Here is an 11461-nt window from a genome sequence, read left to right as displayed (position 1 = left end):
GTTCCAATTCCGCCGAGTTGCCACGCTCCAACCGGGGCGGCGGAAGTTTGCGCATCCGCGCTGCCGGCGCCGCGACGTCTCCCATCGCTGCGCCCGTCGGCTTCTCGTCCGCCGACTCCTCGTCCTCGTCGCGCCCTGCCGGCGCCATGCGGCCCTGCTTCGGCGGCGCGCCGCTCTTCGCTTCGGCGCTCTTGGCCACGGGGGCCAGGCTGACCGGCGGCGGCTTCGGCGCGAACCGCTCGGCCTCGAACCGTTGCGATCCGATCTTCATCCGCGCCGGCTTCGGCGCCGACGACTGGGCCGAATTCTCGGCGTCGGAAACATCATTCGACCCGGCCGGATCCGGCCCCGCGGAAGGCTGCGCTGCATCACTCATGGCGCGACTGGCTCGAACACACAGAATAGTGGCAAAACGAGGGAAGTCCCTAGGGAATCCGATAATCTACCTTGCGAACGTGGGCGGCGGTAGGCAGGTGGCAACCGGCCGGGAACGGCGTTTCTGGCGGCATGACGGCGCCGACATTTTCGACCTACGGCGCAGGTTGAATCCATCTGCGGCCCCATTCATATTGAGGAGGCCCTAAGGCGCACGGCTGCCTATCAACCGCCGCCAACACAAATATCAAGTCTTTCGAGTCGAGGAGAAGTGCGATGGTCGCAACGATGGAAAAGGCGGACAAGCAGTACCAGTGCGAGGATCTCAATCAAATCGATTGGAGCGCGATCAAGGGGATCACCAAGAAACCCATCCCGGCCATCGCCCAAAAGATGGTCAAGGACGTCATCAAGCAGACGCCCAAAAAATACAAAGCGCCGTACGCCAAGCTGGGCCTGGTCAAAGGCGACATGGTGCTGCGAATCAAGGACGGCAGCGCCCACGTGGCCGACCTGATCCTGGTCGAAGCGGCGGACATTCAGCAAGGCGGGGGCAACAACCCGCCGGTGCTTTCGAATCAGGACCAGCGCGCGGTCGATCAGTACCGCCAGGCGAAGGAAGCGCTGCCGGGCGAAACGAAGCGGCGTTTGCAGACGATGGAGCGCGATCTCGGGCGACTGGACGACTCCGTGGCCAACATCAAAGACCGTTGCGCGGCGGTTCCCAAGCAGATTTTGGAAAATCAGGCCGCGGAGATGCAACGGATTCGCGATGAACGTCAGGTCGCCCAGCAACTGATGCAAGACCTGCAAAACATGATTGATGACACGACCACGCAAGTCATGGATCCGCATCGCTCGGGAAACTTCGCCAAGGCCCCGGACGCGGCCCAAGGCGATCTGCGCAAAGAACTGCTTGTGATCGCCGGCAAATGCTGGACGGGGGCCAATGCAAATTTCTCCAAGATGGAAGGCGTGATCAAACGCGCCGAATCCTTGATCCGCGTGGCCGATACCACGATTCAAGCGGCCCAGAACAACGTCCAAGGCGCGACGAGTCGCGGACAAGCGGCGCTGCAAACGATCACCGATACGACGGTCGAACTGGAAAACGAGTATCAACGGATTGTCGCGGTCTTCGGCAACAAGAACACGGCTGGGCACCTGATCAGCTTCATCGCGAACAAGACGAAGAACGTGGTCGAGTCCCAGAAAATGGATGACAAACACGCCTACCTGGATCAGGTCGTCAACCAATTGAAGCTCGTCTCCGGCAAGACGAAGCAGGTCTACGCCGGCCTGGAACAAGTCCGTCAACAGGCCACGTCCACCGCCAACGGCGTCGAAAAAGCCAACCGCGGTCACCAGTTAATCAAGCCGATTCTAGTCCGCCTGGTCAAAGTGGCCAAGGATTGCGAAACCGCCAAGAAAACCTGGGGCGCCGATTTGACCAAAAGCATGAAAGCCTTCGAGGACCTGAAGACCCTGGTCGGCACGGACAAGAAAGCCGCTGGGAAGGTTTCGGAGAAAGCGAAACAGAGTTAGTGGGGGCAAGCGGCGGGGGGAATGGCAATTCAACCAGATTCGAAAGGTCGGCGTCGGCCTTCGTTTTCATTGATGCTAGCGCGGAAATGCTGGGGATAGCTCGCCGAATTGAATAGGATGGAAATGGACGCTTAGGCAGGTTGTTGGCGGCCGAACAATTGTGTCGAAGTTTGACCGTGCGGGTGGACTGGTCCCGACCAAGGGGGCGCGGTATGATGCTGGTGCCGGGAGAGGGGTTGAGCGGTGCCACTGGGTGCTGGTCGCCCTCGATGGCTCACGTTGCGGCACAACATGTGCCGGTATTACGAGATATGTCCAATAGCGCAGGCATGACGCCGGGCGCAGGGCAAGGCGTCCCCGCAAGGGGAAATGCCGGGCAACCCTTGCGGGAAGCTGATAGGTACGGGCAGGGCGCTTATAAACGCTCCCGTTAAATTGTCCGGTGTGTAGCCTCTAGAGCTATGCAAGAAAAGAGTTACAGACTCTACGCTGTAGCATTACTCCCCCGTTGCAATCGAGGTAGCAGTTGCTCGTAGCTTGACTTCTTGCGAGTCGCACGATACCATCCTGACGTCGGGGTAGCGCCCGCGTGAGGGGGTGCCTCGCCCAGCCGAGGTGCCGCACGCGGTTGTTACACCGGCCAACATGCCCTTGTAATGGGGGCTAAAGGTACGTCGCAGCGCTGGAAGGAGCGCGCCGTATAAACGCGACGGGTTCCGCCCAAACTTAAACAGCGGAACGGAAATCAAACAATCAAATTAAATAATTTGATCGTTTGCACACTCCTCGTGCGCGCAAGTACTCATTTGAGATTCTTGCGAACTCTCGCCGAATTCGAGTGAGAGTTCATCCAATCTGGCTGTCTGCCAATTGGGCCATTTTCCCTTTTCTCTAAGGAGAGCAATATGCTCCGAGTTCTCGACGTTTCGCTTGCCAATGCGCAATCGGTCGCGCTTGATGGCTATGCGAAGTTCTGCATTTCGATTTCGCGCGAAGAATCTTAGCGACAATGTCAATCTCGCGTTGGATTGGGGCGACGTGCGCCAGCTGCTCGTCGCAATCCTTGTCGCTCTTCGTGATGTGCAACACGACGGGTTCGCCGCATCCGTTTGCATCCAACTCATCCAATTGGTCGAAGAGGACGAGCGACGTCAGGAAGGCTGACGGCATACAGGCCGCATCCCTCGTTGAACCAACAGCCGCAACCGCGGCTTTTTTCATGCGCTGAGCCGTAGCCGCGCGCTCGACGCAAACACATCCAGCCATCAGAGGTCAAAGGGCCGCCCATCGTGGGCGGCCCTTTTTTCGTTGGCACTTCTCAAACCACTTCAAGGAGATTGAAAATGGTCGTACTGCATTGTCATTTTGACCGGGTTCCGCTCGATCGACGCGCACGCGCCGGGCTGCAAAAATGCCTCAAATCAATCGCAGACCATCCGTGGTGGATTGGCATCGGCGTGGTGTACGCAATTCGTCGAGTCCTCGCCGAACAGTATTTGGGAGACAATGATGGAAAAGAGTTCCGAAACACGCAGCGAGATCTGCCACCAATGCAGCGGTGGTCCGACTACTACGTCAAATTCTACGCACGACATCGAGATGACTCCGGCCGTATCGTCGTTAGCCAGCTCGGGAACGTCTACTATTCGCCCGACCACTACGAGCAATTCGTCGTGCTGTTTACTCCTTGAGATCGAACAATTGCAGCAACGACGCGGGGCGCCCGGCGCTACAGCAAATCGCAAAACTCCGCCACCGATATCCCCGCCTCTCGAATCAGGCTGCGCAAAGTGCCTTTGGCAAGCTCCGCGTGGTTCGGCACCGTCAAACGTCGGTGTGGCGCCTCGGTTTGGCGAAGGATAACATGGCTGCCGGTCTGATGGTCGACTTCGCAACCAAGTTGCTCGAAGGCCTTCACTGCTTCTCGAGCCGAGACCACCGGCAGCTTCGTCACGGCCCAACCTCCACTGTCTCTTCCCAGATCGACGGTGGAATCGGTTCGCCGTGCTTCTCCAGGCTGGCAACGTAGCCGGCGATGGCGTCTTTGATGTTCGTCACCGCTTCGGCGCGCGTGGCGCCCTGGCTCACGCAACCCGGCAGCGTGGGGCAATTCGCCACGAACACGCCGTCTTCGTCTTGTTCGATCAGTACTCGATATCGCATCAATGGAGTCCTCCGAGTTCAGATTATAGCTTTTGCGAAGGTGCCACGCTCGATGAGAGATCAACGTCCTCTCCGGCCGGCCTCACAGAGACCGGCTACAGACGGAACTGAGGACCGCGAGCGCGAATCATGCCAGCAAGCTAGCACCCACCCCTTCTGCTCTTGCCCCACGCTCCCCCGGCGGCTTACATTGCTCGTCCGCCCGGTTTCCCGTGACCAGGCCCTGGCGTCAGGATGACGCCTGCTGCGAAACCCCGCTGTAGCGAGTTCAAGGATGACCGCCACGCTGCATTTGCGGCTCTTGCCCATGGATGGGCCGGACGCCGAGACCTGTTTACATTCCGACGCTTCTTCCGCGACCTCCGTGGACCGACTGGCTGGCCTGCGGCGAGCCGTGGTGCGGACCCGGGAGTGGTTGCTGGCCCAACAACACGCCGACGGCTACTGGGTCGGCGAGTTGGAAGGGGACACGATCCTCGAAAGCGAATACATTCTCCTGCTCGCCTTCTTGGGGCAGGAACGCGGCCCTCGGGCGGAAGCCGCGGCACGCTACATCCTCCAGCAACAAACCGAGGCCGGCGGCTGGGCGCAGTATCCCGGCGGGCCGATCGATATCAGCGCCACGGTCAAGGCGTACTTCGCCCTCAAGCTCACCGGGCACGACCCCAGCACCGAGGCCATGCGCCGCGCCCGCGCCTGCGTACTCAGCCATGGCGGGGCCGACGCGGTGAACAGCTTCACGCGATTCTATCTCGCGCTCTTGGGACAGATCTCTTACGACCAATGCCCGGCGGTGCCGCCCGAGGCGGTGCTGCTGCCGAAGTGGTTCCCGGTGAATCTCACCAAAGTGAGCGCCTGGAGCCGGACGATCATCGTCCCGCTGTCGATCATGTGGGCGTGCCGGCCGTTGCGCGAAGTTGCGCCGGAATTCGGCATCCGCGAGTTGTTCCTGAAGCAACCCGAGGATTGGCCCGCGCTGCGTTGTCCGGGAATGACCGGCGGCACGGGCCTGTTGAGTTGGGATCGCTGCTTCCGCGCCGTCGATCGCGGGCTCAAGTTCCTGGAGCGCCAAGGCTGGGTGCCCGCGCGCGGCAAGGCGCTGGCCACGGCGGAACGTTGGATGATCGACCGTTTCGCCGGCAGCGACGGCCTGGGCGCGATCTTCCCGCCAATGGTCTGGAGCATCATCGCGTTGCGATCGTTGGGTTATTCGGACGATCGCCCCGAGATGAAGTATTGCCTCGAACAGCTCGAAGGGTTGGTGATCGAGGAAGACGGCGCCGTGCGGCTGCAACCGTGCAAGTCGCCGGTGTGGGACACGGGCATCGCCCTCCGCGCCTTGGCCGACGCGGGTTTGCCGGGCGATCATCCGGCCGTCCAGCGCGGCGTCGAGTGGTTGCTCGATCGCGAAGTCACCAAGCGCGGCGATTGGGCCGCACGCAGCGACAGCCCGGCCGGCGGCTGGTGTTTCGAGCACAACAACGATTTCTATCCCGACTGCGACGACACGGCGATGGTCATCATGGCCCTCTGGCGGCAGTTCGAGGACGGCGAAACGCAGCCGCTGCCGGCAGGCTACGCATTGCGCTTTCGGGATGAAGCGGAACGCCCGTCGACGCATCTCGCGGCGACGCTCGATCGCACCACCGGCGCGATCGCCCGGGCCGAGCGCTGGTTGCTCGGCATGCAAAACAAAGACGGCGGTTGGGGCGCCTTCGATCGCGACAACACGAGCGAATTCCTCTGCCACGTGCCGTTCGCCGATCACAACGCCATGATCGACCCCAGCTCGCCCGATTTGGCGGCGCGCGTATTGGAAGCGCTCGCCTGCCTGGGTCGCCGCGTCGGAAATCCGGCCGTCGATCGCGCAGTGAAATATCTCCGCGCCACGCAAGAAGCCGACGGCGCATGGTTTGGCCGCTGGGGCGTGAACTACATCTACGGCACGTGGCAAGTCATCACGGGCCTGCGTGCGGTCGGCGTACCGGAAAACGATCCGCTCATCGTCGCAGGCGTAAACTGGTTGATCGCGCACCAGCAATCCTCCGGCGGCTGGGGCGAATCGGCCGACAGTTATGCGGAACCGCATCTGCGCGGCCAAGGTGCGACGACCGCCTCGCAAACCGCCTGGGCGCTGCTGGGATTATTGGCGGCCGGCAGGCACGATCATCCGTCGGTCGCGCGCGGCGTGCGCTACCTGATCGAAACCCAAAACAACGACGGCCGCTGGGACGAGCCCGAATTCACCGGCACCGGTTTCCCGCGCGTGTTCTATCTGCGGTATCACCTGTACCCAATCTATTTCCCGCTGATGGCACTGGCGCAATATGCCCGCGCGGAAAGCGCGAAGAGCCCGGAACCAAGAGTCAAAATCGCGATTGCAAGCCAACAGCCGTAGGGCGGGCCGCGCGCGAAGGAAACCGTCGCCATGCATCCAAGCCCGAAAGATGGGAACCGCTCCACAACAAAAACGTAAGGCCCGCCTTAGCGCGCCACGGCGGACCTTACCCGTTGAAGCAAATCGCGGTACGAGTTGCGAAGCGGAATAACACCAACCACCCAACGCGCGCATCGCCCGCCCTACGATACTTACTACTCCACCTCCATCACCTACGGCCTGCCATGCGCTTCCCGCTCTCGCTCACCAGCACGATGGCCACGTACTTGCTCAAGAAGAAACTGAGCGGCGAGCCGCGGTTTCCCTTGGTGCTGATGCTCGAGCCGCTGCACGCCTGCAACCTGACTTGCACCGGCTGCGGGCGGATTCGCGAGTACGCCAACACGATCAAGGACAAGCTGACCGTCGAAGAATGCCTGGCCGCGGTCGATGAATGCGGCGCGCCAGTAGTGAGCATCTGCGGCGGCGAGCCGATGATTTATCCTGGCCTCGAAGAACTCGTCGCCAAGATTTTGGAGCGCAAAAAGCACATCTATCTCTGCACGAACGGGATGTTCATCAAGAAGAAACTCGCCGGCTTCAAGCCGACGAGCCGGTTCTTCTTTAACGTCCACTTGGATGGCATGGAAAAGTCGCACGACCTGGCCGTCGAGCGCGAAGGCGTGTTCCAGGAAGCAATCGAAGGGATCAAGGCCGCGAAACAGGCCGGCTTCCTGGTCTGCACGAACACGACGATCTACAAAGAAACCGACATGAACGAGATCGCGGTGCTATACGCGTATCTCACCGAACTGGGCGTCGACGGCTTCATGCTCAGCCCCGCCTACGGTTACGACGCCGTGCAGAAGACCAATCCCGAAGGCGCGCAGCAGATCTTCATGACCCGCGACGACGTCCACGCCAAATTTCGCGCCGGCAAAGACCTGCTCAAGCAGTTCAAACTCAACACGTCGCCCATCTATCTCGAATTCCTTCGCGGCGAGCGCGATCTCAAGTGCGCCGCCTGGGCGAACCCCACTCGCAACGTCCGCGGCTGGAAGGGCCCGTGTTACCTGATCACGAACCGGCACTACAAAACCTACCGCGACCTGATCGAGCAAACCGACTGGAACGCGCTCGGCCGCGGCAAAGACCCGCGCTGCGAACACTGCCTGGTCCACTGCGGCTTCGAACCCGCGGCAGTGTTAGGAGTGAACCGCCGGCTGGGGGATTCGCTGAAGATGGCGGTGTGGCAGTTGACGTAAAGGGTCAATCGCGTTTTGAACCGCTGAGGGGCGGAGACGCTGAGGGGGAAGCGCTTAGCTCTTGCGTCACTCTTCGAGGGTGCTTGCGTGAATAGGTTTCCGTATTTGATCGCTGCGATTATGGCGACTGTCGGCTGTGCCGCCGACATGAATTCGCTCCTGCCCGGCTCCCTTGCCGAGCGCAAGTCTACTTTGTCGATTTACGCCATCAAGTACAGCATTCCGGTTGGAACAAGCGTGGAAGCAGCGCAATCGCTGCTGACGGCGGAAGGGTTTACTTGCCGCGTCCAGAAAAACTCGACGCTCAAGTTCGAGGAGCTTCGCGCAAGTGGCGAAGTCGTGAAGGGAACCATAGAGAACGTCGACTACCTTGATTGCACACGGACCAGGCAAAGTGGACTTGTTACTTGTGTGGATATCGTCGACGTTGTGTTTACCTCGGATGGCGTGACCGACGTAAAGGTCTTCAACGAGTTTATTGGACCTTAGTCCAGTAGGTCAGGCAAAATCCATCCTGGAAAATCCCGGCACAACATGAGCCGTCGCCATCAATGGCCGCTGTCGGCGCGCATCGGGATTGCCTGACATGATCGCGGCGTCCACTCCTGTCAGGCAATCCCGAGAGTATGGAATCGTGTGCGTTGTGCGCGGATATTTTAGTCGACCTGGCGAGCGTTGGGCGCGATTTGCCTGACCTACTTGAACGAGACGCCAAACAAAAAGGCCGCCGTGAGCTTCACGGCGGCTTTGCTTGTTGAATCACGTTCGCGGCGATGATTTCTACTTCTTCCCACTCGCTCGAATCACCGCTTGCGCCGCGGCGAGGCGGGCTACCGGGACGCGGAATGGCGAGCAGCTGACGTAGTCCAGGCCGGTCTTGTGGCAGAAGGCGATCGACGCCGGGTCGCCGCCGTGTTCGCCGCAGATGCCGACCTTGAGGTCCTTCTTCGTCTTGCGGCCCTTGTGGACGCCCATCTCCACCAGTTGGCCCACGCCCGAAATGTCGAGCGTCTGGAACGGGTCTTTTTCCAGCAGTTCCTGCTTGAGGTAGTCCGGCAGGAAGGTGTTGATGTCGTCGCGGCTGAAGCCGAACGTCATCTGCGTGAGGTCGTTGGTGCCGAAGCTGAAGAAGTCGGCGTGTTCGGCGATTTGATCCGCCGTCAGCGCCGCGCGGGGAATCTCGATCATCGTGCCGATCAAGATATCGAGCTTGCCCGTGAACTTGTGCTGTTTCTTCACGGCTTCGATGGTCTTCTCGGTCAGCTTCCGCAGCGATGACAATTCCTTCGCCGTGCCGACGAGCGGAATCATGATCTCCGGATGCGCGTCGATCTTTTTCTGCTTGCAGTGCATGGCCGCTTCGACGATGGCCGTGACCTGCATCTCGAGGATTTCGGGATACGTCACCGCCAACCGGCAGCCGCGGTGGCCGAGCATCGGGTTCATCTCGTGCAACTGCTGCACGCGTTGCTTGATGACCGCGGGTTTGACGCCGATCATCTGCGCCAGTTCGGCTTGCGTCGCCGCGTCGTGCGGCAGGAATTCATGCAACGGCGGATCGAGCAACCGCACCGTGACCGGCAGGCCCTTCATGGCGGTGAAGATGCCAATGAAGTCCGCCCGCTGGAACGGCAGCAACTTGGCCAGCGCCTTGCGGCGGTCTTCCACGGTCGAGGCCACGATCATCTCTCGCATCGCCGCGATGCGGTCCCCGCCGAAGAACATGTGTTCCGTGCGGCAAAGGCCGATCCCTTCCGCGCCGAAGCCGCGGGCGCGCTCGGAATCTTCCGGCGTATCCGCGTTGGTGCGAATCTTGAGCGTGCGGTACTTGTCGGCCCACTTCATCAACGTGGCGAAGTCGCCCGACATGCTCGGGGCCTGCGTGGGGACCGAGCCGGCCATCACTTCGCCGGTGCCGCCGTCGAGGGAGATTACGTCTCCTTCGCCGAACTTGCGATCGCCGACGACGATGGTCCGCTTCTTTTCATCAATCTGGATCTCGCCGGCGCCGCACACGCAGGGCTTGCCCCAACCGCGGGCGACGACCGCCGCATGACTCGTCATGCCGCCGGTGCTGGTGAGAATCCCCTTCGCCGCGTGCATGCCTTCGACGTCTTCCGGGCTGGTTTCTTTGCGGACCAGGATCACCGCTTCGCCCGCGTGCGTGCGATCGGTCGCGTCGGAGGCCGTGAACGACAACTTGCCGACCGCCGCGCCCGGCGATGCTGGCAGGCCCTTCGTCAACACGATGCGCTTAGCCTTGGGATCGAACGACGGCAGCAACAATTGATTCAAGTCGTTCGGCGGCACGCGGAGCACGCCTTCCGTCTCCGGAATCAGCTTTTCCTTGACCATGTCGCAGGCGATCCTCACCGCCGCAGCGCCGGTCCGCTTGCCGCTGCGCGTTTGGAGCATGTACAGCACGTCGCGTTCGATAGTGAACTCGAAGTCCTGCATTTCCTTGTAATGCTTTTCCAGCTTGTCCTTGATCTCGATCAATTGCTTGTGAACCTTCGGACGCCACTTCTTCATTTCGATGACTGGTTGCGGCGTGCGGATGCCGGCCACGACGTCTTCGCCCTGAGCGTTCACGAGGAATTCGCCGTAGAACTCGTTCTTGCCCGTCGAGGGATCTCGCGTGAAGGCGACGCCGGTGCCGGAATCCTCGCCCATGTTGCCGAACACCATCAACTGCACGTTGACGCCGGTGCCCTTCAAGCCGCTGATCTCATTGATCTGCCGGTACGACAGCGCCCGCGGAGCGTTCCAACTGGCGAACACCGCGCCGACCGATTTCTCCAGTTGCTGGTACGGATCCTGCGGGAACGACTCGCCGGTGTGTTTTTGATAAACCTTCTTGTAGGCCTCGACCAGTTCCGCCAGGCCTTCGACGCCGAGGTCGGTGTCGAGTTGCACCTTGTGCTTCTTCTTGATGCGGTCGAATTCCGCCTCGAAGTGCTCATGATGCACGCCCATCACTACGTCGCCGAACATGTTGATCAGCCGGCGATAGGCGTCCAGGGCAAAGCGGCGATTCTTGGACATCGCTTCCAGGCCCACGACCGCCTTGTCGTTCAGACCCAGGTTGAGCACCGTGTCCATCATGCCAGGCATGCTGGCAGCCGCGCCGGAGCGGACCGAAACCAGCAGCGGGTCTTTATCCGAGCCGAACTTCTTGCCGCTCTCTTTTTCGAGCATGGCGACGTTGGCCTTCACTTCGTCCAGCAAGCCGTCCGGGAACTTCTCGCCGACTTCGTAGTACTCGGCGCAGGTCTCGGTCGTGATCGTGAAGCCCGGGGGAACCGGCAGGCCGATCGAGGTCATTTCGGCCAGATTGGCCCCTTTGCCCCCCAAGAGGAGCTTCATGGACCTATCGCCTTCGGCCTTGGTCTTGCCGAAGTAGTAGACGCGCTTGTGCTTCTTGGCCATCGCTTGGTTCTTTCGCTTGCAATCGAGAAAATCCGCCCGGGACCGGCCCAAACGCCGATCGTGATTTCGCCCAGCGGGAGAAGGTCCAGTTTTGAATAAGCTGGGCAGTCTAACTAGGGCCGGAGGGGGCGTCAAGGATTGGTTGAGGGCCCGAAACAAGCGTTTGCCCTCGAACTCGGAGGCGGTCTAATGGGGTCATGTTGCCTGTCGTAATCTCAATCTTGGTGCTCCTGACATCTCTGTTTTGGCTTCACTGGCTCGCTGTGCGCGACGGATACGTAAGCGATCCATGGCTGCTGCTGACTGG

10 protein-coding genes are annotated in these 11461 nt (G+C 60.8%); 5 read left to right on the top strand and 5 right to left on the bottom strand.

Features of this window, described 5'->3' with window-relative positions:
• Window positions 1-376, bottom strand: a 376-nt coding sequence (locus SGJ19_19870) for a hypothetical protein (GenBank protein MDZ4782511.1), incomplete at its 3' end; no start/stop codon positions are given.
• Between the two features lie 275 nt (window positions 377-651).
• Between SGJ19_19870 and SGJ19_19865 the strand changes: the two genes are divergently transcribed.
• The gene (locus SGJ19_19865) at window positions 652-1920 is read left to right on the top strand and encodes a hypothetical protein (protein ID MDZ4782510.1); all 1269 of its coding nucleotides are present in this window, start codon (window positions 652-654) and stop codon (window positions 1918-1920) included.
• Window positions 1921-2811: 891 nt separating this feature from the next.
• Here SGJ19_19865 and SGJ19_19860 read toward each other — a convergent pair.
• Window positions 2812-3141 (bottom strand): hypothetical protein, encoded by a 330-nt coding sequence (locus SGJ19_19860; GenBank protein ID MDZ4782509.1) that lies wholly within the window; start codon window positions 3139-3141, stop codon window positions 2812-2814.
• 68 nt (window positions 3142-3209) lie between these two features.
• Here SGJ19_19860 and SGJ19_19855 point away from each other — a divergent pair, with 68 nt between their 5' ends.
• Entirely contained in the window at window positions 3210-3611 is a 402-nt protein-coding gene (locus tag SGJ19_19855; protein ID MDZ4782508.1) for a ribonuclease domain-containing protein, read from the top strand.
• A gap of 38 nt (window positions 3612-3649) precedes the next feature.
• Here SGJ19_19855 and SGJ19_19850 read toward each other — a convergent pair whose 3' ends face one another.
• Entirely contained in the window at window positions 3650-3874 is a 225-nt protein-coding gene (locus SGJ19_19850) for a type II toxin-antitoxin system HicA family toxin (protein MDZ4782507.1), read from the bottom strand.
• Window positions 3871-4083 carry a type II toxin-antitoxin system HicB family antitoxin gene (locus SGJ19_19845; protein MDZ4782506.1) on the bottom strand — a complete coding sequence of 71 codons (213 nt, stop codon included), beginning with the start codon at window positions 4081-4083 and terminating at the stop codon, window positions 3871-3873. The genes SGJ19_19850 and SGJ19_19845 overlap by 4 nt, the downstream gene beginning before the upstream one ends.
• Window positions 4084-4357: 274 nt before the next feature.
• On the opposite strand from SGJ19_19845, the gene SGJ19_19840 reads away from it, so the two are divergent.
• From SGJ19_19840 to SGJ19_19830, 3 genes are all read left to right on the top strand, one after another.
• Window positions 4358-6481: a terpene cyclase/mutase family protein gene (locus tag SGJ19_19840; GenBank protein MDZ4782505.1), complete on the top strand. Its 2124-nt coding sequence runs from the start codon at window positions 4358-4360 to the stop codon at window positions 6479-6481.
• 224 nt (window positions 6482-6705) lie between these two features.
• Window positions 6706-7725, top strand: coding sequence for an adenosyl-hopene transferase HpnH (hpnH, locus tag SGJ19_19835; protein ID MDZ4782504.1), 1020 nt, complete (start codon window positions 6706-6708; stop codon window positions 7723-7725).
• 105 nt (window positions 7726-7830) lie between these two features.
• The gene (locus tag SGJ19_19830) at window positions 7831-8214 is read left to right on the top strand and encodes a hypothetical protein (protein ID MDZ4782503.1); all 384 of its coding nucleotides are present in this window, start codon (window positions 7831-7833) and stop codon (window positions 8212-8214) included.
• Window positions 8215-8505: 291 nt separating this feature from the next.
• Here the strand turns inward: SGJ19_19830 and ppdK are convergent, their stop codons facing one another.
• Window positions 8506-11154, bottom strand: coding sequence for a pyruvate, phosphate dikinase (gene ppdK / locus SGJ19_19825; GenBank protein MDZ4782502.1), 2649 nt, complete (start codon window positions 11152-11154; stop codon window positions 8506-8508).
• Window positions 11155-11461: the final 307 nt, after the last annotated feature.

It is taken from the genome of Planctomycetia bacterium (genome assembly GCA_034440135.1).
GTDB lineage: Bacteria > Planctomycetota > Planctomycetia > Pirellulales > JALHLM01 > JALHLM01.
Note: the sequence above shows the minus strand (reverse complement) of the source record. Positions and strands in the feature narration are given on the sequence as shown.

Coding starts and splice junctions, on each gene's coding strand:
- SGJ19_19865 (MDZ4782510.1), top strand. CDS start 652: ATGGTCGCAACGATGGAAAAGGCGGACAAGCAGTACCAGTGCGAGGAT.
- SGJ19_19860 (MDZ4782509.1), bottom strand. CDS start 3,141: ATGAAAAAAGCCGCGGTTGCGGCTGTTGGTTCAACGAGGGATGCGGCC.
- SGJ19_19845 (MDZ4782506.1), bottom strand. CDS start 4,083: ATGCGATATCGAGTACTGATCGAACAAGACGAAGACGGCGTGTTCGTG.
- SGJ19_19840 (MDZ4782505.1), top strand. CDS start 4,358: ATGACCGCCACGCTGCATTTGCGGCTCTTGCCCATGGATGGGCCGGAC.
- hpnH (MDZ4782504.1), top strand. CDS start 6,706: ATGCGCTTCCCGCTCTCGCTCACCAGCACGATGGCCACGTACTTGCTC.
- ppdK (MDZ4782502.1), bottom strand. CDS start 11,154: ATGGCCAAGAAGCACAAGCGCGTCTACTACTTCGGCAAGACCAAGGCC.